13 protein-coding genes and 1 pseudogene are annotated in these 20,248 nt (G+C 58.6%); 5 read left to right on the top strand and 9 right to left on the bottom strand.

Translation table 11 applies throughout. The features are described 5' to 3' along the window. Nucleotides 1-46 precede the first annotated feature (46 nt). Nucleotides 47-181, top strand: a complete 135-nt coding sequence (locus tag AABB31_RS03910) for a hypothetical protein (RefSeq protein ID WP_342075753.1) — start codon at nucleotides 47-49, stop codon at nucleotides 179-181. Here AABB31_RS03910 and AABB31_RS03905 read toward each other — a convergent pair. The 8 genes and pseudogenes from AABB31_RS03905 to AABB31_RS03870 form a co-directional block, all read right to left on the bottom strand. Beyond that, on the bottom strand, nucleotides 178-2,103 hold the full coding sequence (locus AABB31_RS03905; protein ID WP_373635446.1) for a hypothetical protein: 1,926 nt from the start codon (nucleotides 2,101-2,103) through the stop codon (nucleotides 178-180). The genes AABB31_RS03910 and AABB31_RS03905 overlap by 4 nt on opposite strands. Next, nucleotides 2,100-3,212, bottom strand: a complete 1,113-nt coding sequence (locus AABB31_RS03900) for a VWA domain-containing protein (RefSeq protein ID WP_342075756.1) — start codon at nucleotides 3,210-3,212, stop codon at nucleotides 2,100-2,102. The genes AABB31_RS03905 and AABB31_RS03900 overlap by 4 nt, the downstream gene beginning before the upstream one ends. Beyond that, the gene (locus tag AABB31_RS03895) at nucleotides 3,209-5,599 is read right to left on the bottom strand and encodes a DUF5682 family protein (protein WP_342075757.1); all 2,391 of its coding nucleotides are present in this window, start codon (nucleotides 5,597-5,599) and stop codon (nucleotides 3,209-3,211) included. Before AABB31_RS03895 ends, AABB31_RS03900 begins: the two co-directional genes overlap by 4 nt. Further along, nucleotides 5,592-6,683 (bottom strand): AAA family ATPase, encoded by a 1,092-nt coding sequence (locus AABB31_RS03890; protein WP_342075758.1) that lies wholly within the window; start codon nucleotides 6,681-6,683, stop codon nucleotides 5,592-5,594. Before AABB31_RS03890 ends, AABB31_RS03895 begins: the two co-directional genes overlap by 8 nt. Further along, complete coding sequence (locus AABB31_RS03885) at nucleotides 6,677-10,390, bottom strand: DUF4132 domain-containing protein (RefSeq protein ID WP_342075759.1); 3,714 nt, start codon at nucleotides 10,388-10,390, stop codon at nucleotides 6,677-6,679. The genes AABB31_RS03890 and AABB31_RS03885 overlap by 7 nt, the downstream gene beginning before the upstream one ends. 35 nt (nucleotides 10,391-10,425) lie before the next feature. Next, nucleotides 10,426-14,088, bottom strand: a complete 3,663-nt coding sequence (locus AABB31_RS03880) for a DUF4132 domain-containing protein (RefSeq protein WP_342075760.1) — start codon at nucleotides 14,086-14,088, stop codon at nucleotides 10,426-10,428. Between the two features lie 344 nt (nucleotides 14,089-14,432). Continuing rightward, nucleotides 14,433-14,573: pseudogene (locus AABB31_RS03875) on the bottom strand (hypothetical protein); the annotation flags it as partial. Between the two features lie 24 nt (nucleotides 14,574-14,597). Next, complete coding sequence (locus AABB31_RS03870; RefSeq protein WP_342075761.1) at nucleotides 14,598-14,720, bottom strand: hypothetical protein; 123 nt, start codon at nucleotides 14,718-14,720, stop codon at nucleotides 14,598-14,600. A gap of 210 nt (nucleotides 14,721-14,930) precedes the next feature. Between AABB31_RS03870 and AABB31_RS03865 the strand changes: the two genes are divergently transcribed. The 4 genes from AABB31_RS03865 (at nucleotide 14,931) to AABB31_RS03850 (ending at nucleotide 19,359) form a co-directional block, all read left to right on the top strand. After that, entirely contained in the window at nucleotides 14,931-15,902 is a 972-nt protein-coding gene (locus tag AABB31_RS03865; RefSeq protein WP_342075762.1) for a calcium/sodium antiporter, read from the top strand. Between the two features lie 82 nt (nucleotides 15,903-15,984). Next, the gene (locus AABB31_RS03860; RefSeq protein WP_373635445.1) at nucleotides 15,985-17,016 is read left to right on the top strand and encodes a hypothetical protein; all 1,032 of its coding nucleotides are present in this window, start codon (nucleotides 15,985-15,987) and stop codon (nucleotides 17,014-17,016) included. A 49-nt stretch (nucleotides 17,017-17,065) separates the two neighbouring features. Then, nucleotides 17,066-18,466 carry an NADP-dependent phosphogluconate dehydrogenase gene (gene gndA, locus AABB31_RS03855; RefSeq protein ID WP_342075764.1) on the top strand — a complete coding sequence of 467 codons (1,401 nt, stop codon included), beginning with the start codon at nucleotides 17,066-17,068 and terminating at the stop codon, nucleotides 18,464-18,466. A 317-nt stretch (nucleotides 18,467-18,783) separates the two neighbouring features. Beyond that, a complete protein-coding gene (locus tag AABB31_RS03850) occupies nucleotides 18,784-19,359 on the top strand; it encodes a fatty acid desaturase CarF family protein (RefSeq protein WP_342075765.1) in 576 nt (191 codons plus the stop codon). Nucleotides 19,360-19,497: 138 nt separating this feature from the next. Here AABB31_RS03850 and AABB31_RS03845 read toward each other — a convergent pair whose 3' ends face one another. Then, nucleotides 19,498-20,241, bottom strand: coding sequence for a glucose 1-dehydrogenase (locus tag AABB31_RS03845; protein WP_342075766.1), 744 nt, complete (start codon nucleotides 20,239-20,241; stop codon nucleotides 19,498-19,500). Nucleotides 20,242-20,248 lie beyond the last annotated feature (7 nt).

Here is a 20,248-nt window from a genome sequence, read left to right as displayed (position 1 = left end):
GCATAGAGCTCAAACCAACCAGCTTTGCAATTGCGGCATTTTGTTCGTGCAGAAATTGCGGGCCAACGCCGTCAGCCCATTCCTGCTATTGATCAGGGTGCCCGTTGCCAAGATGCATCATGTTACCATGCACCAGATCATGGCCTCCGAGCCAGCCGTTGGTGTGCGGCACAATACCTAACCGTGCAAGATGGCTTGGGTCGACAAATAACTGACCCGCATGGCGTTATCTGCGGTAGGATCCTTGGCAAGATCGCGCAATGCTTGGGCCAAAAGAGCCAATTGCAACGCATCCGCGCGCCAGCCCAATGCATCAAGGGCCTGAGACTGACCAAAACGAAGGATTTCCGCTGTTGCATCGAATACAGCATGGCACAGTATCTCAACTTGCCCAGTACTTGGTGCAGGTTGGGCCGCAGTGCCAAACCTGACCTTGTCTTTGAGAAACGATAAAGCGCGATCCCCAAATGCCATTTTCTGCGGTGTCGTCTGATCCAGTGTCAGGTTCATGACCTGCAACTTGCCATCCCCCGCCTTGAAAAGGATCGCAATCAGCATCAGCTCTTGCCGCAGATCAACCGCCGTCACCTCGCACAACATGGCCTGCACCGCAGCCTTATTGCGATGGAGCCAATCCACTGTCGCATGCTGATCAGCAGGGATCGTCAGCGCGATGGCCGTATGGCTGTTGTCCGCCACTGTTACCTGATAGCGCTGCTCAAGATCATGAAACTGCGCGTCACCGATATGCGACGGGGCCAGCAAGACCGGCACCGGAGCACCTGTTCCACGCAATCCGACAGGTGAACGTTTGGCAATGTCTTCCCGCGCGGCAGCCCAGTTTTGCAAGGCGACGCCGGCCTCAACCAAATCAGGTATCGGTCGGCGCTCGACCGACCCATGATCCCAGGCGATCTGGTTGTCATCTGACACCCGCGGCCGTCGCAAATACACCTGTCCACCGATCAGTTTGCGCGCGATACCACCGGCCCAAAGCGGCGCGTCATACGCATTGCGGGGCGAAAACCCGGGGTCCATTCCGGCCCCCCGCGCCTGTCCCGTGGTGTACCAGGCACCCGTCGCGGGGGCATAGCCATAGAGCCGCAACCCACGTGCGCCACTTGCGGCTGTCCATTGCACAGCCCCCAGCATGATCAGATCAATATCGTCATGATCGCGGTAATTGCGCCGTAAGGTTCCGGTCAGTTGCGTGTCCTCCGGATGCTGCGCCAACGCCTTGGCCAAAGCATAGGCGCGAGCGGCATCGGCCAAAAACCGATCCTCACGGAATGCGATGTGATGTGCGCGTTGCTTGCGCGATTGCTGCACCAACCCACGCAACAGTGCGGTCAAGCGCGGTGCGGCTTGCGCGCGCGCCGAGATCGACAAATCAAACACCAAATCCTCGGCCACCACGGACCCGCCGCCAAAGACACCTGCGACCAACGCCGTAATTGCCGCCTGCACCCTCCCCAGAAACGCAGGCGACATTTGCGCAATCTGGTCTTCGTCTTGCGTGATCTGATCCAACGTCTGTGCGCCTGAGCGCTGGCGCGCAACCAATGCCGCCGCCGCCGTCATCCGCCGCTTGGCGCTCTTGGCACCTTTGAAGACAGCGCCCGCCAGCCCCTGCCCCGCCAGAAACACGACCGGAAACGCAACATCCGGCAGTTGCACTGACAGGTTTGCCCCATCTTCCGTCAATGTGGCCCGCCCGCTGATCCGTGCCAGATTAATTGCCTTGTCCCAGTCAGCCCCGGCAAACTTGCGCAAACCCGCTTCGTCAAGCGCGTGCAACTCATCAGTGGCGGATGTCACCGGGGCCATTTCGGCCGATGGATCCTCACGCAGTGCGAAAACAGCCAATAAGATATGCCTGCAAATGCCGGTCGCCGGACAATCGCAAGTCGCCGCCGGCAGCCCGGCAGCCGGGATCATGACGGCCTTGCCATCCGCCGTCACCGTGGCCGCCGCCTCATCACGGCTTTCAACAACTGCCTTGCCCGCCTCAAAATCGCGTTTCGCGCGGCGGACCACACCCACTGACGCAAGGGCCGCGAGGGCTGTTTCATCGTGCACGGCGATCATCGCAGACAGGGTCATGTCATGATCTCCGCCAACCACTCCGCAAACTTGTCGGGCGTCATCGCCCCCACCTGCATGCCGATGTCAGCCGCCCTGCCCGCAATCATCGGATCAAAATACGGCGTGGCCTGTTCGTCCAGCGCCACCAATCCAATCATCCGCACCCGCGCCTCCGACATCCGGGCAAGCGCTGCATAAAGCGCGCGGGGCGATGCCCCTTCGGCAAAGTCTGTGATCAGGGCAAAGACCGTGCGTTCGGGGTCTGCGATGAAATCCTCGCAATAGGTCACCGCACGGCCAATGTTGGTCCCGCCGCCCAGTTGCACCGACAACAACGTGTCCAACGGATCGGTCAGCCGGTCGGACACATCGATGATCGAGGTATCAAACAGAACCATCTTCACCGTCACACCCGGCAGACCGCACAGGATGGCGGCCATCACCGCCGAGTGGATCACACTGTCGGTCATCGAGCCTGATTGATCGACGCACAGCACGACCGTCCACGGCAACCGGCGCTTTTCGCGGCTGTTAAAGCGCAGGGTCTGCGCAATAATCCGGCGGGTCTCCGGGTCATAGGTCTTGAGGTTCTCACGCAACGTATTGCGCCAATCGAAATTCGCAGCTGACGGGATATTGGAGCGGCGAAACCGGTTCCGGCGTCCCGAAAACGCGCGCATCACGTCGTGACGCAACCGTTCCATGATGTCACGAATGATGCGGTCCGCCACTTCGCGCAACTTGGCCTTGATCGCGGGGTCAGCACGGTCATGAAAACCCAAGAGCACCCTGAGCAGATCCTGATTGGGTTCCAGACTATCAAGCGTTTTGGGGTCTTTCAGCAGATCGGTCAGCCCATAACGGTCCAACGCATGCCCCTGCAACGTCTCAAACACCGATTGCGGGAACAGCCCCTTGGCCTTGCCAAGCCAATTGAGCGCCTGCATCTGCGTCGGGTCCAGCGATCCCGGTCCACGATCCTGTTCCAGCCCGCGCCCCTGATATTCACGGCCATAAAGATAATCGAGCGTTTGATCCATAAGCCCGTCCTGCCCCCCAAGACCGCCCAACTGCTGATTGGCATAGCGGCCAAGGGCCAGACGCCAGCGTCTTGCCCCCTCGCTCATGACGCCACCCCGCCCGTGATCCATTCGGTCAAACCATCGGTCGCCAATGACGCATGCAGCGCCTTCTCAACCCGCAGCCCTTCGGCCAGATCAGCGTCAGAGACCTGCGTGTCATGACTGATCAGACCACCGGCCTGCACGCCCATCAATGCAGCCAGTTCATGCGCCACACGGTCCGTTTCGCGCGGGTTCAACTGGGTGAACGCCAACCGCAGATGCGGCAGCAGATCCAGAAAATGCGCCTCGTCAATGCCGCGAATGAACGCATCGACCACGGCCAGCAGCCCATCCGCATGCCACAAAAGCGACGGGCTGGTGTGCAGGATACCGCGCAGCACGCCAATTTGATCGGCAGTATCAAGGCTGACCCCTGTCAGCTTCCCTTCCATGACCTGCACCAGTTCCGCCGCGGGCCGCGTTCCCGCCTGCACGCAAACCGCCAGAATGGCCCCCAGAATAACCGGGTTGGTGGTGGCCAGCGCCACCCGGTCAATAGCCGCATCCAGCAGGCTGCGATCAAGCCCAATCGCCGCGCAATCGCGCAGAATTTCATTCATCATGCGCAGCGCATCCAGGCGCTCTTGCGTGTTCTCATCTGACGTGTTGGGCAGATCATCGCAGAGGTAAACCAACCGCCCATATGCCGCGCCCAAAACCCCCCGCAGATCAAGCGCTTCGGCCACTGCCAGTGGCCCCGAGGATTGCATCACAAACAACAACCGACGCAGCGCAACGGTCACGCTTGCAAAAGTCCCATGGTTCTGGATGTCACTGCCCAATTGCACGACGAAAGGCCCCAGTTCCGCACCCAGCCCTGCCAAAAGACCGCGCACCAGCATATCAACCAGCTTCGGTAGATCACGGGCATGGCCTTGCGCAATCAACGCCGCGCGTTCGCGATGCATGAAGGCAAGGCAGGCAGTCGGCAAGTCATCCCCCAGAACCGCCTGATTGATCAGATGCCCCTCGGTCTGCGGCGACCAGGCGTATTGCCAATGCTCAAACAAAAGCGTGGTTTGCACGCCGCTGACGTAGTCAGGCCCTGCCGTTCGGCTGGCGAAGGGCGACCCGATCAACCCCATCGCGTGCAGAAACTGGGACGTGGCCAAATGTGTGTCCTTGCGGCGGATATCCAGCTTGCGCGTCCGCTGCGCACTGTCACTGATATCAAGGCGGTGGGCGCGCGCGCGGCGGCGCACATCCTCCACCAAAGGCGGCGACCCGGCAGAGGCAGGCACATCCCCCAACCGGTCCCCGCACAGGAACGCCTGAAACCGCGTGGTCCAGATATCCTGAGCGGCCGTTTCCCCTTTGATCAGCGCCGCGCGCACCCCGTCAATCAGATCATGGCGCATCGCACCCGAACGCCCACGCAGTGCAGCTAACCCTTCGGCCACGCGCATCGCCTCGGCCTGTGCAGGCAAGGACAGGTCATGCCCCTCTGAACGCATCCGGGTCGCGAAATCCGTCAGCAGGTCAATCCCCAGATCGTAGGGGGTTTCTTCCGCATGCGCCCGATCCCACAGCGCCTGGTAATACCCCGGCTGCGGCAACCCGGCAGCGTAGCCGTTCAGCGCATCCAGCGCGCGGAACCCGTAACGGATCAGATAACACTCTGCCGTGCCCTTTGGTTTTTCGGGTGTTGGCAGATCATCCAGATCACCTAACAGAGCAGGCGCATGAAAACCGCCCACAACCACAACAACCGGACCGCCAGCGGCCAATGCCTTTTTGACCGCACGGGCCATGTAAACCTCGCGTATGGTATCACCGGTCGCATCAATCTGCGTCTGCGGTGTGGCGGCGCGAATGCCCGCGCAATAAACGCCCACATCGCCGAAAAACAACTGCCAATCGGTCTGCCCCAGCCGGGTTTCAAACAAATGATCCCAAAGCTCAAACCCATCCCGGCACCCCGTGGCACGGGCCAGCGCGGTGACATAATCACTGGAATCGAACCGCTGCTCATCGAGCAGTGAAACAGGCGCGGTCCCGTCTAACTGGCCGCGCATTGCCTTGGTCGCAGCGGGGGCATCAATGAACTGCATCTCCGCACCAATAGCGGCACCGGCCTGCAAGGCGACATACTCCGGCGAGTGGTCGCATAACGGGTAATACCCGGCAACCCGCCCGCGATCACCCGCATCATCAACCAAGGAAACCAAAGCCACTGGCGGCTTGGTATCGGGGTCGAGCAACAGCGGGATTTGCGGGGCAAAATCGCCCGGCGCCTCAATCAACACATGGGCCGGTTTCACCTCGGCGATCAGCGCACGCAATGCCCATGCGCAGGCCGGCGAATGGTGGCGCACAGGCACCACATAAAGTCCCCGATCCGGCTGAAACAGGTCCGAGCGCAATGCCGCAAATGTCGCACGATCAGTCACGCAGGCTTTCTTTGGCAGACTTGTAAAACGCAGCCCATGCGCGGGATCCGCGCGCACGCGGCTTTGCAATCTGATCGACATAGGCGCGCAGTTTGCGGGCGTCCTCTGGATCATCCTTGAACACCGTGCCACCCAACTGGCGCGCCACATGCCCCGCTGTCAGCGTGCCATCATCCAGATACGCCGCTTCCAACACGGCGGCATGGGTCACGTTCACAGCCTCAGCCGTCGACATCACGCTGTTGGGAATGGCGACACTAGCCCCATCAGCCGTCGTCCCGGTGCGCAAATCCCGGAACACATCTACCACCAGATCAAGCACATCATGCGGCACCGCAGGCGCAATCGGGCTTTCGGCCATCCGCTGCGCCACCTGCCGGCTGATCAGCTCTTTCTCAAACTGCGCATCGGCAATGGGCTGCACCGTTTCGAAATTGAACCGCCGTTTCAACGCGCTCGACATATCATGCACGCCCCGGTCCCGCAGGTTGGCCGTGCCGATCAGGTTGAAACCCGGAATGGCCCGGCTTTCAACCTCAGGCCCCAGTTCAGGGATCGCAATCGTTTTTTCGGACATCAACGAAATAATCGCATCCTGCACCTCTGGCGCGCAGCGGGTCAGCTCCTCAATCCGAGCAATCTGACCGTTTCGCATCGCACTCAGGATGGGGGATGCCACCAAAGCACGATCGCTCGGCCCTTCGGCCAGTAACAACGCATAGTTCCAGCCATAGCGCAGGTGATCCTCGATAATCCCCGCAGATCCTTGCACAACCAGCTTCGATGTCCCGCTGATGGCCGCCGCCAGCAATTCCGACAACAGTGATTTCGCCGTGCCGGGTTCACCCACCAGCATCAAACCCTGATGCCCCATCAAAGACACGATGCAGCGGTCGACCAAAGGATCATCTCCAAAGAATTTCTGCTGCACATCCAGCGACGCGTCGCCCAGGATAAACCGTCGTACCGCGCGCGGGGACAAGCGCCAGCCGTTGGGTTTGGGGGCCGTATCGGCGGCCATCAACCGGGCGATTTCTTCGCCATAACGCAGCTCGGCGGGTGCGCGCTGGATTTCATCTACCATTGTACGTTCTTTTCCCAATCAGGATCATAGCTGGCCTTGGCAGCCATTGCGTGAAAGTCGTTCCAGCATTCAGACAGCAAGACAGGCGGCACATCTGACAGTTTCACCGTTTGCCCAAACCGTCCCTGGGCCTTTTCAAAGCTCAGCGATATCAGGGCGGCATTGCGGTTTTCTTCGGGAAGGTAATTCCCCGTAAACGCGATTGACGCCTTAAGACCGACGCCTTTGAATGACTTGTAATAGTTGTAGAACCACCCGCCATCCTCGGCCTGACCCCGTTCATAGCCCAGCTTGGTCGCAACACCGCGCAGGGCAAAGGTTTCGGTCACCCAGCCCTTGCGATCCACGATTTCAACCGCGTCCTTTTGATCATCCGGCAACCGGATCAGGCTGCGCCCGAATTGGGCAAACAATGGTTTGACCTCATAGTCCTTCAGATGCACCGCCCAAGCGTCCGCGGCGGCGCCCGAAAGGGTCGCGCCATGGGCCAGTCGGATACCGGCAAAGGCGCTGATGTCGACCTCTTCATCATGCGCATCGGTAAACTCACCCTCAATCGTGGGGCGGAAATCGCCCATGACCTTGCCATCTGCATCCAACCCCTGCCAGACCAGACGCGCCAGCAAACGGCGCATGATCGGATGATCCGCCAGGTCACGCTGCCAGTCCGCCAGCGGCCAGACGCGTTCACCACACAGCGCCTCGTAAAGCCGCGCTGTCTGCATGGTGATCACTTGTTTTAGCTCTTTCTTGGAAGCGCTGAGTTGCTTTTTCGACGCCTTCGTCGCCTCATCGGTCCCAGACGAGAGCGCCTTGACCACCTTGCCGTCCGGATTGGTTAGCACAAAAGTCAGATCATCACCCAATGTGGCGCGATAGGGTTTCTCATCAACCCCGCAAGGCAGATCAACGTAGCCGTCATCATTCATGCCAGCAGCAGGGATCGTCCGGTCCGCCAGTTCGTCCAGGGACCAGTTCATCAGATCGGCCACCTGCTGAACCAGCTCGCCCGCAAAGTTCTGCACGCCCTTTTGCTTAAGCCGGGTCGCAGCCGCAATCACAACCTGCAAGGACACCGGATCACCCTTATGGGCAAGCACCTCAAGCAAGGATGACGCCTGCGATGTCCGGGATCCATGATTGCGCAGATAGGCGCGAACCTTGTCGGCGGCGATCTGCGGCGGCACACGTGAAGCCAGCGCAAGGATACCTTTGGTTGCGGCGCCCGTGTTTTGATACTGCGACTTCACCTCGCGTTTCAGCTGGGCATAAATCTGGTCGCGGGTCATGTCGGGATACCAGCGTTTATAGGCCTGCTGTCGTTGGGCGACGTGTGTGTCGGCATAGGCAATCGCCTCTTCATCCGAAGGCACAACAGTGTCGTAGGTGATCCAGCTGTCAAAGATCCACTGCGAAAAACTGGCCGCACTATCCGGGGCCAACTGATCAAGATAAATCTCAAACAGCGCATTGCCGCCTGGTTGTTTCAGCTTGAAAGCCAGAAATATCCACCATGACAGCACGTCAGTTGGGACCGCCTTGCCCGACTTGAACTTGGCAGGCGGCATGTGATCACGGTTCAGCCAATCCAGCTTGTCAAACTTGGCCTTTTTCAAGCCCAGCTCGGCCTCGCGGATCAGGGCCGTGGGGCCGACATAGCTATCCAGCGGCTCACCCAAGGCCTCAAGCGCCGTCAGGATCGCGGCCTTGGCAAGCTCGCTTTTGTCCTTTTTCAATTGCGCCTTCAGGGCCGGGATCGCCTCGGTATTCCCACGTGCGCCCAGCCATTCGGCAGCACCCTTGCGGATCACCTGGCGGCTGTCTTTCAGCAGGGTGATCAGACGGTCAGTGACCTGCGGAATATCGGCCAGCAGCGCACGCGCCTCGGCCTTGCCGGTCTTACGCTCGCCGGTCGCGATTTCCAGCAGAGGCACAAAATACCGCATCGGTGTCTTGGGCAACGCAGCCAGGAACCGGATCGCCATCGTCTGGCTTAACTTCACCTCGGTGTTGGACGACACGCCCATCGCGTGATCCATCACGTCAAAATTATCGGCGACATAAGGCCAGAGCGCCGCATCGCCGATCATGTCAGGCGCATCATAGGCAAGGCTGGCATACTCCGGCATCATCTGGCGCAACAGATCACCCTTGATCACCTTGCGCGCTTTGCGATCGTGCCAACCGCCCACGGTGATTTGCAAGCCCATCTCTTGCCATAGCGCATCCATCGCCCGCAGATCGGCACGGTCGGACGCAAGGTATTTGTGAAAATAATCCTCGAACGGGCCGTGGCGGTAGGCGCTGATCCAGGCCGGCAGATGATGGATGGACCGAAACGCAAGGCCCATCGCGTCGTTCTCGGACATCCGGTCAAGCACCTGCGCGGTCCAGCCACCGGGGTTACGCATCAAGAATTGGCGAACCATTTGCCGGGCCCCGTCATCCTGAAGCGTGTCGGCCAAATGGGCCTCTAGATGACCAATGAACTTCGCGCCAAGGATCGGGGCCTGATAGCCCTTTGGATATTTCGCGTTATGCGCTTTCGTCTTCTCATTCTGGGCAGCGATCGCTTCTTTCAGCTGCTTGCGATCCTCTGCAGTCAGCTGAACCCCGGGGCCATCCTGCAACGGCATCAAAGGCGGGATCTCAACCCGACTGCCGTCAATCGCGGTATAGCCCGTCGCATCGTCAGCTGTCTGCGCGCCATCCCCGGTGATCTCACCGGCCGAGAACGTGTTCTCAATCGCGGCGACAATCCGTGCGGTCTTTTCGGTTTTCAGATGGGCGCGCAGGGTTTCTTGCGCTGATGTGGTCCCCAAACCGGCCAGAATTTCAACCATCCCGGCCCGCACGCCCACCGTGCCTTTGGACAGCTGGGCAGCCGCCAGCGGCTCGATGATATTGGCAGACACATTACGCAGAACCGATACAGCTGCCCCGCGCACAGATTTCGAAGCATCGCCCGCAGCGGCCAGAACAAAGTCGAGGAATGGTTGCTGATCAGCCAGCTTCCACGCATGCAGCGCTTTGACAAACGCCTCACGGCCTTGGGCGGGGACTTTGGCGACGCCTTTCAGCGCGTCATCGGTATGGGCCAGGACCAAGGCACGTATGTCGGTTAGTTCACGATAAGGCTTGATGCTTTGGGTGCCATATTCATTGTTTTCCCAAAACAGCACTTCGAACAACTGCGGCACCGTCCCACCAAACGCCTGCGCCATCGGCACCAGATGATCCTTCGTCAGACCCTTGGGTGGCGTGTCACGCACTTTGCTCGACCAGCGCTGTTGTGGATCGCAGGCCGCTATCGCAACTTCGGTGAAATACACGCGCAGAGGGGCCGGGATTTTATCAGACCCAAGCCATCTGTCAGACCGCGACCCCGAAGAGGCCGCCAGCACCTGCGCATAGCGCACCAGTAGTTCCCCATCAAAGGGCTGCATATCCAGCAACAAGAGCTGGCGTCGCAGATGACAATCCTCGGTTTTGCTATAGTGGACATAGGACACGCCCACCTGCAGCAGTTCACCGCCAACCGCCTGCGACAATGTCGAAAGCACCGTTTCCGGCTCACCTGTCAGCACATATTTGACCGTCTTGTCACCAAGACCCTGCTGAATCCCATTGAGACGGCTCAGATCATGGGTGATCAGTTTGGTTGTCGCGTCCCCGAAAGGATTAAGCTTGCTGAACAATGATTTCATTTCAAACCCAGTTTTTCTTTTGCGAGGTTGCACATCTAGTACAGTCCCTTGCTTTCCCAATCCGCATCAAAGGCACCGGACTTCGCGATCTCATGCAGGTCGTTCCAGACCTCAGACAGCAAAAGAGGTGGCACCTTGGACAGCGTCAATGCGCGCGCTCCGCCGCCGTCATTCATCCGGGTAAACTGCATGTGTTTGATCGCCGCCGGAATGTCGTCTTCTGATACGTAGCTACCAGTGAAATACAAATCTGCCCAAATCTGGCTACCGCGGAATTCCTTACGGTAGGCATCAAACCCACCACCATCCCCAATTGGCGCGCGATCATAGCCGGCCTTCTTGGCCGCCGTGCGCAGTTTGAAAGTGGTCATCATCCAGCCCTCACGGTCAGTCAAGCGCGTGTCGTTCTTTTGCGGATCGGTCAGACCACGCACCGGACGCGACACTTGGGCAAAGAGGGGTTTGACCTCAAAATCAGTGAGGTGATCGCGCCACGCCTGCCGGTCTTGCTCTGGCAAGTTTGCCGTATGCGCCACATCAATCTTGGCAATCGCCGTCATGTCCACATCATCACCCGCAGCATCCAGTATCTCGCCCTCGGGGGTTAGGCGCAATCCGGTGATCAGTTCGCCTTTGTCGTCCAACCCACGCCAGATCACGCGGGCAATCAACCGCTGCATGATCGGGTGATGGGTCAGATCATCTTGCCAGGTCTGGCGATCCCAGACACGACTGCTGACCATGGCGTCATAAAGCCGGGCCTGTTGTTGGGTTTGTGCGGTCTTGATGGTCTTCTTCGCGGCACTCAGCAGCGATTTGGCCTCCTTGGTATTGGAATCCTTGCCCGCAGGAATGGTTTTCACTTCCTTGCCCTGCGGATTAAGCAGCTTCACGCTCAAGTCACTGGCCAAGCGCGCAACATATGGCTTGGCCTCTTCGCCCACCTCCAACAGCATGGTGCCATCATCCTCAAACCCGCCTGTCGGCACCGAACGGTCCGCCAGTTCATCCTGCGTCCAGCCACGTTCCTCGGCCAGTTCAACCACCAGCTTTTCGGCAAGCTCGCGCACCGTGCGTTGCTTGAACCGGGTAGCGGTCGCTACCAGCACCTGCACGGCATCCTGCGTGCCCATGCCATAAAGCGTCTCGACGAGCGCTTTAGCCTGCGACACCCGTTTGCCGTGCTGTTTCAGATAGCGGGCAATCATCGGACCTGCCGTGGACGGCGTGGCACGATGCGTCAGCGCAAGGATACCTTTGCTGTCAGCACCTGAATTGGGATAGCTCGACGCCATGTTGCGCAGGTAAATCTCGGTGATTTCTTCCACCGAGTAACCAACATAAGCCATCCAGCTGCTTTTCGATGCCACATCGCGTTTTGCGCGCGCCTCTGCCGTCGCGCGCGCCTCTGGCCCGATTGGCCGGTCGATATCATAGCTGATCCAGCTGCTCAGAACCCAATCGGACACAGCCGCCACGCTGTCCGGTGTCATCTGATCAAGATACAACCCGAAAAGCGGCGATCCGAGCGGCGACTTCAGCTTCAGCGCCAGACGCAACCATGCATCCAGAATAACAGGATCAGCCGCAGACCCGTCTGCCCATTGCAGGCGCGGTGCGGTGGACTGGTCCAACCAGGAAAGCTTTGCATCGGGCAGCTTGCCGACAAAGGTCTTCGCCTCTTTCATCAGCGCATCACGGCCCAGATAAAGCGCAGCGTCACCGCCCAACCGGGCGACGGCGGAAATCAGATCAGCACGGGCAAGTTCCGATTTTTCGCCCTTCAAACGCTTCACCAAAGCAGGCAAAGCCGCTGTTGCACCACGATCCGCAAGGAAGCGCGCTGCATTGGCACGCACGGCCTGCCGTTTATCGGCAAGGATCATGATCAACTGATCATCAATACCGGGGACGTCCGTCAGCAGCTTTTGCGCCGGATCACGCAAACGGGCCCGATCGTCTATGGCCACAAAAAGCAGTGGCTGGACCAGATCGGCGGGCAGGCTGGGAAAGTCCGCAATGATCGCGAGCGCGCGCTGCGCGGTCCTCAAATCAGTGCCGCGCGGCGGCAGCGCACCAATCACTAACGGCAGATGGCTTGCCGCAATCTGCCACGTACCGGGGATGATGCTGCGCGTACCATAGTGCCCTCTTGCGTTCGCGATAACATGCTTGATGTACCCTGCCCCGTCTTCCTTCGCGATCTTGGCAACCTGCGCAAGACTGACCCGGCCACCAGAAATTGCGTCTTGGACGTAGTTGCAAAACGGATCACTTCGGCATTCCAACACCGCTGATAGGCTGCGCCCATTTTGGAAGGCCAGATCAATCACACGACGCAATGGGATCTGGTCAAGTGTCGCCTCAATGATCGGGTTCACCATGTCACTGTAGCGATAGGGCACCCTGGGCGGGTAGATCGTTCGTTCCGCCGGATCAGCAGGAACCGGGGCGTTTAGCACAGCCATCCAACCGGGTCCGAGTGGTTCCACGATACCCTTTTGTGGCTTGTTATATGTCTTACCCTTCTTTTCCCAATAGGCGATGCTTGTGGCATATCTGGCTTCGACATCCTTGCGGATCTTGGCCTCCAAAGCGTCGAACCTTGCGGCAAAGCTGTTATCCAGCGGGCTGCTGCCATCATCAACAAGCGCCACGTCAGGCGGCAGCTGAACATGCGCACCGCTGGCGTCAATATAGCCGCTTTCAACAGCAGGTACCGGCGCCTCTGCCTTGGAAACACCAACCGAAAGCTCCAGCGACGTAAAAACAGACTGCGATTTTTCGACCTGTTTATGCGCATCCAATGCCTTCAAAGCCGCAGGACTGCCAACCGCACCAAGAGCCTCAACAGCGAACAATCGTGCGGTCGCCTTTTTTGCGGCCAGCATCTCCTGCGCTAACGCAGTCACGGCCGCAGGATCATGTAAAGGCAACAGGGCCGCCGCGTTCTTGCGCAACGTGATGGTGCTTTCATGACCCTGCTTCATCAAAAACGGCAGAAAATCCGGCGCCTTGGTGATCGGCGATATCGCCCAACGCTCCAGAACCGTGGCACGAACCTTGGCGTCCTGACGCTCGAGCGCGGCGATATAAGTCACAGCATCAAACTGGGTCGCCAAAGTGCCAAGCGTCGGATCGAGACTAATCGAACGCTTGGAATAGCGCTCAACCGGCAGACAATAGAGAACGATATCCACGTCATGCCCGCCCAAGATCTTCACAGCGGCGCGCAGATCATCCCATGTGGTGGGCATCTGCGCAGATATACCATGCCGGTTTCCATAGGCCGACAAGAGGACACGGACCGCGTCGGGAATGGCGTCCAGATGTTTGCTATCCTTGCGTGTGGTAAGGCTAAAGCCCCACCCCATCGCGTGACGCAACTCAGCATAGCGCGCCAGGGCCTCTGGCTGACCACCAAGATCATAGGCCAGCGCGTTTGTCGCCGTCACGGCCTGCGGGTGCGTGCGACCGGGGGTGTAGTTTCGGTTAGCGCCGACTTTTGCACGCAGATCAACCAGCACCTGACGATCCTCGCCCGTTGCCAGATATGTTTGGGCGCGGTATGTCGGCCCGGGCTGTATGTCATCAAGATATACATATGGATCGGCAGCAGCCGCGACTGGCTGGGGGGCGGTGCTACCGGCAGGATTATTCGCAGCGCCAAGAAACTTCTTTAGAATATGACTCAGCAAAGTCTTTATCCTTCAAACATTTGCATTCAACACGCGCAGCTTCACGTAAACTTTGGCAGAATTAGGGAAAGCACAACCAGAAGGGCAATTCCAGCCGAAGTATAGCGAAGATTGCCTCACCACAGGCTGCATTAGCTGAATGTGTTATCGCTTCAGACGCGCCACGGGCTTTTTTATGCCAGCGAATTGGCGGAACCGGCCAAACGCTCAAACCCTCAACCGCCCGGACAAAACGCAACAAGATGTGTAGAGACATTGCGACCCCCGCCATACAGTCACAGGCTTTGAACCAAGGCGTTATCTTTGACGATCTAAGAAAGCGGCTTTCAATTTCTGTATTGGGGTCATTCTCTGATCGCCATATCTGGTCGTTCATTGTTGTATGACCAGAGCCAGCGCGCGGAGTGTTCTTGGACGTTTTCGATGATTTCAAAAGATACCTTCCGAGGCATTCGGTCCTGACAATGCTCTCGTAGCTGTCGACATAGGCGTTCTGCTGGGGCTTACCCTCAAGCGGCTGTTTGCACGTCCAGCGTCTCAAAGGCAGCGCTGAACGGAAATGCCGGAATGTCGCGAACACCCGGGTGGGCAAGTGGGTCCAGCCCCTGGGCTGGGGTTGCGGTGATAGCCACGCGCACTACGTCGTCGGAGGACCCGAGGCGTTGCAGACAGAGGATAGGCTGGTGATGTATTGCGACGATGTTGAACGCGACGCAGTTGATTTTCCGCAGACCGTGCCCGGCAGTCGGATAAGGTGCATTGCAAACATCAACCAACCCGGACTATGCAGGTTATTGGGGCCCTGCCCGTTCTTAACGTTACTCTGATCGGGAAATACCACGTTGGACCTTTCACAATATGACCTGTTTGTCCTGGCCGCAGGGGCGATCCTTTTTGGGTTGTTTCTGCTGATAAAAGGTGGCGACTGGACGATTGAGGCGGCGGTTTTTATGGCCAAGCGCTTTGGCCTTTCGCCCTTGTTCATCGGGGCGACGATCATTTCGTTCGGAACGTCTGTGCCGGAACTTTTTGCGTCGGTAAATGCAAACATCCAAGGGTTTCCGGGGATATCGCTTGGGAATGTGCTGGGGTCCAATGTTGCCAATATCCTGCTGGTGCTGGGGGCGACGGCGATCGTCTTTCAGGTGGACGGCAAGGCAAAGGACCTGTTCAAGGATATCGTGATGATGCTGGTCGCCACCGCGATCCTGGTCTTTGCGATGTATACGGGCGTGATCTCGAGCATGATGGGGCTGGTGATGTTCGGCATTCTGGCCGCCTTCGTCTGCTATCAGTATTTCACCAATAGCCTGGAATTCGAAGAAGAAGACGAGGATCACGACAGTATCTCGTCGCTGGGAATGGCGCTGCTGATCCTTCTGGGTGGTCTTGCCGCATTGGCGCTGGGGGCGGAAATGCTGGTCAAGGGCGCGGTCGTGACGGGGACGATTATCGGGGTGCCCGAGGCCATCATCGGCCTGACAGTGGTCGCATTCGGAACCTCGCTGCCAGAGCTGTCCACATGTATCGCGGCAGCGCGCAAACGGTCGGTGGGGTTGATCCTGGGCAATATCATTGGGTCGAACACGTTCAATATTCTGTCGATCATGGCGCTGACCGCGATGATCAAACCCGTCGATGTCGTGCCCGAACTGATGGGTGTGCAGGTCTGGGCCACGGTGGCTATTACGGCCGGTTTTGCCGCATGGATGCTGGTTGTTGGCCGTATCACCAAGCCCGTCGGCATGCTGATGGTTGCCGGATATGTTATCTTTGTCGGTGCGCAATATATTGTGCCGCAACTCATGGCTTGATAACGCATTGCGGACGCATCGTTTTTGATGGTGCGTCCTGTAATCTGCGGCTATTTTCGGTGCCCGAGACAAAGAAGGTAAGATGAGCCAATCCGTCGCCACATCCCCTACCCTGGCCGAGCGGCTCGCGACGATCTTTCAGCGCGGCGACACAAAAGATCTGATCGCAAATGCGGCGGTGGATGTGGATCAGATCACCATTGACGGGCAGGTTTTCCCCATCACCACAAGCGACGCTGATCAAAGCGGGCTCGGCAACCCATTGCAGCAGCTTGTGGCGCAGACCCTGACCGAACCTGCGGATCTGCATCTGGCCGACCGGTTGCGCCAGGGGTTGGGCAAAGGGCGCGGCCCACTGCTGAAGGCGGCGAAGCTGGACAAACATGTGCAGTTCAACAATTGGCTCTTTCCCGACAACCCCGCGCCTGCCTTGCAAGGTGATCAGGTCACCGCCATGCGTGATGCGTTGATTGCCGCGCATCCGACCCGGACAATCATGATCCGGTCGCTGACCACAGGGATAGATGATGCGCTGATGGCGGCCCTGTCTGCTGCGGGGTTTGCGTTGCTGCCGACCAAACCCATCTGGGTGACACCTGTCCCATCACAGCGCCGCGCGCCTGTGATTGCGGGGCACGATCTTGTCGACGCACATACATTCAGCGCCAATGATTTCAGCCGGGCCGCGATGTTGCAGGCCATGGCTGATGCGCAGATCCCCGACACCCCTGCCCCGCGCTACACCCCCGGTTTTCTGGCGCAGGCCCACCAGATTGATCTGCTCAAGATCAAGGGCGTGCGTGACGGCGCAGAAAACCTGATTGGTGTGGTCGGCGTTTTCGAGGCGGCAGGCGTGATTTCCGCCCCCATCATGGGATATGATCCGGATTTCGCCGGCGCCGCACCGTTGCGTGGCGCGCTGGAACAGCTTGTATTCGCGCAGGCCAGCGCCGAGGCCGCGCACTACAAGACAAGCCGGTGGCGTGGCCCCAACGCAAGCCCGGCAATGTCGCAGACTGCGGTTTATGTTCAGCATCTGGGTTGGCAGGCCCGCGCTGCGCTCAAGGCGCTTAAACCCATATTGCAGGGCATGCCGCCGGCCGCAGATGACTGACACCAGCGCCATTCCCACCGATCAACCAAACACAGGCAAGGACAGTAACATGAGCAACGCAGAAATCGGTTTGATTGGTCTTGGCACAATGGGTGCGGCACTTGCCTTGAATATTGCCGATAACGGTTTTGACATCGCCGTGTGGAACCGGACGGCGGCCACAACAAAGGCGTTTCACAATGATGCGGGTGAACTGGCCGCCAGGATCACCCCAACCGAAACGCTGGAACAATTGGTGGCCGCGATTGCAAAACCGCGGGCGATTATCCTGATGGTGCCTGCGGGTGCTGCGGTGGACGAACAGATTGCGGCACTCCGGCCCTTGCTGGATGATGATGATCTGATCATTGATGCCGGAAACGCGAATTTCCACGACACAAACCGGCGCGCGCAAGAGGCCGGCGATAAGCCATTTTTGGGGATTGGCGTGTCCGGCGGCGAAGAAGGCGCGCGATTTGGCCCCTCTATCATGGGTGGCGGGCAGCGCCAGCATTGGGACCGGGTCGCCCATATTCTGACAGCCATTGCTGCAGATTACGACGGCACCGCATGTGCCACCTGGATGGGGCAGGAAGGTGCCGGGCATTTCGTAAAGGCCGTCCATAACGGGATTGAATATGCCGATATGCAAATGATTGCAGAAACTTACGGGATCATGCGCGATGGGCTGGGCCTTGATCACGGCAAAATCGCCGCGATATTTGCCGCCTGGGACAAGGGCCCGCTGCAATCCTACCTGATTGAGATATCAGGCAAAGTCGCCGCCGCCACGGACCCGCAGACAGATGCCCCTATGCTTGATGTGATCGTCGACGCGGCGGGGCAAAAGGGAACAGGCCGCTGGACCGCAATCGAGGCACAGCATCTGGCCGCCCCCATCCCCGCGATCGAGGCCGCCGTCGTCGCGCGCAACCTGTCATCACAACGGGATCTGCGCGCCGCGGGCGAGACGCTCTTTGGAACCGGGCCGCACCACATGCCGCATGACACGCTGTCCATCGAAACACTGGAAGGTGCGCTGATCGCTGGTAAGATCCTGTGCTACGCTCAAGGCTTTGGCATGATCGCCAAGGCGTCCGCGCAATTTGGATGGGCCCTGCCCTTGCCTGAAATTGCCAAGGTTTGGCGGGCCGGCTGCATCATTCGGTCAGCGATGCTTGATGATATGGCTGATGCACTGGCGGCTGATCCGGATGGCAATCTGATGCATGCACCAGCCTTTGCGACGCTGCTGAAAGAAAGGCATGGGCAACTGCGACAGGTCGTGGCGCAAGCCGCGCTGCACGGGATCGCCCTGCCTGCGCTGTCATCGGGGCTTGCATATTTCGACGCCATGCGGACCGCCCGCGGCACCGCGAACATGATCCAGGGGCAACGGGATTTCTTTGGGGCTCACGGCTTTGCGCGTGTCGATGGGGGTGAGGGTCATCACGGTCCCTGGGGCAGCTAAGATCAAGGCGCCGGAAGGACGCCGACACAATTGTGAATTTGTGCCCGCCCGGGTCGCGCCCCCGCACGCAACGCGTGTGATGAAAGGTATCCCGTTGGCGTGGTGTTGGGGCAAGGCAACGAAAAACACGCCATCAGACAAACGGCAAGGCGTACGTTAAAAATCACAAGGCCGGCTTCCCACGGATAGTCAATTTCAGGCGGGCCTACCGGTGTCAGGCCTGCCCTTCGTGCGACGCTTTGCGTCCTTTTGATGCTATCTCGCGCTAACTAAAAGATCAGTGTTACGTACCATGATTATCGAGAAAGGTCATTTAGATGGAACTGTTTGGAGAAGCCCTTTGGATATTGATGTCTATCTTGATTGGGCTTTGGCTTGCTGATTTTGCAACGGGTTGCTTTCATTGGCTTGTTGACAATTACGGTCACCCAGAATGGCCAATAATCGGTCCGCACTATATCGCGCCCAGCCATCTTCATCATGATGAAGACATGTTTGTTTTTGAGCTTTCAAACATCGTTACGCACCTTTACATCTGGACGGCCGTTGTATGTGTGGGCCTGTTTTTCTGGGCCATCGACCTCATGAGCCTCACAATTGCTTCCGCATGCCTGTTTGGTTTTCTGACAAACGTCATTCACCGCTGGTCTCATACCCGCCCAGAAGAAAATACATCCGCAGTGAAGGCGCTACAACGGATCGGCCTGTTTCAATCGACCCACCATCACACCTTTCACCATAATCCGGGATCAGACAGCCACTATTGTCTATTGACCGATCATGTAAATCCACTGCTCGAAACCATCGGGTTTTGGAAGCGTTTGGAAACAGTGTTCTTGCGTCTGGGGTTGCGAAGACACTGGTGGGAACCCGTTAAGTCGCCAGCGGAATAGTACGAAGAACGTACCTCGGCGGCGCGAAAACTGCCCAAAAAGACCGGCTAGTCGCGCCGAAAGCCGACCTTTGTACTTGCTGTAGACACTTGTCTTCTCGGGCTTCTCTGACCCAGCCCCTGCTCCGGGCCGCTTACCCTACGAAAACAGCATCCCGCCGTTGATGTCGATATTCGTGCCCGTCATGAACGCGCTATCGTCACATGCGAGGAACAAGACAAGATTTGCAGCATCGTTCACATGGCCCTGACGTTTCAGGGGGGCATTTGCCTCGAACCCGCGACGTCCGGCGTCCGGCGTATGGATGTTGTGAAAGTCAGTGTCGATCATGCCGGGACATAACGCATTGACGCGGATTTTGGGACCAAGTTCTTTCGCCAACCCTCGTGTCATCGTCATCACCGCCCCTTTGGATGTGGCATAGGGCACCGCACCAGGACCACCGCCGTCGCGTCCGGCCTGGCTTGCGATGTTGACGATTGCGCCGCTTGCCATATGGGCCAGGCACGCCTTGGTCATCATGAAGGTCGATGTCAGGTTCAGCGTCATTACCGTGTTCCAATGGTCAAGATCCATCTCGGCGATGGTCTTGCGTGCCACCAATCCGCCGGCGTTGTTCACCAACACGTCGACGCCGCCATATGCTTCAATGGTTGCGCCGACCAAACTGTCGACCCCCTGTTGTGTGTTCAGGTCCGCTTGGACAGCCAGAGCCTTGCCGCCCTCCGCCTCGATATCAGCCACGACGCTGTCCGCCCCGTTAGAGCTTTCAAAGTAGCTGATGGCCACCGCTGCACCCTCCCGTGCGAGCGTTATGGCCACCGCCGCGCCGATGTCGCGGCCGCCGCCGGTGATGATGGCTGTTTTTCCTGCAAGTTTCATTGCTTCC

It is taken from the genome of Yoonia sp. SS1-5 (assembly GCF_038443705.2).
Classification (GTDB): domain Bacteria; phylum Pseudomonadota; class Alphaproteobacteria; order Rhodobacterales; family Rhodobacteraceae; genus Yoonia; species Yoonia rhodophyticola.
The sequence above is the reverse complement of the archived record's forward strand: the minus strand, read 5'-3'. Positions and strand labels throughout refer to the sequence as shown.

What these genes read in the sequence shown, in the direction of transcription:
- AABB31_RS03890 (WP_342075758.1), bottom strand. Translation starts at nt 6,683, where the DNA reads ATGGTAGATGAAATCCAGCGCGCACCCGCCGAGCTGCGTTATGGCGAA.
- AABB31_RS03845 (WP_342075766.1), bottom strand. Translation starts at nt 20,241, where the DNA reads ATGAAACTTGCAGGAAAAACAGCCATCATCACCGGCGGCGGCCGCGAC.
- AABB31_RS03900 (WP_342075756.1), bottom strand. Translation starts at nt 3,212, where the DNA reads ATGAGCGAGGGGGCAAGACGCTGGCGTCTGGCCCTTGGCCGCTATGCC.
- AABB31_RS03850 (WP_342075765.1), top strand. Translation starts at nt 18,784, where the DNA reads ATGGAACTGTTTGGAGAAGCCCTTTGGATATTGATGTCTATCTTGATT.
- AABB31_RS03885 (WP_342075759.1), bottom strand. Translation starts at nt 10,390, where the DNA reads ATGAAATCATTGTTCAGCAAGCTTAATCCTTTCGGGGACGCGACAACC.
- AABB31_RS03860 (WP_373635445.1), top strand. Translation starts at nt 15,985, where the DNA reads ATGAGCCAATCCGTCGCCACATCCCCTACCCTGGCCGAGCGGCTCGCG.
- gndA (WP_342075764.1), top strand. Translation starts at nt 17,066, where the DNA reads ATGAGCAACGCAGAAATCGGTTTGATTGGTCTTGGCACAATGGGTGCG.
- AABB31_RS03905 (WP_373635446.1), bottom strand. Translation starts at nt 2,103, where the DNA reads ATGACCCTGTCTGCGATGATCGCCGTGCACGATGAAACAGCCCTCGCG.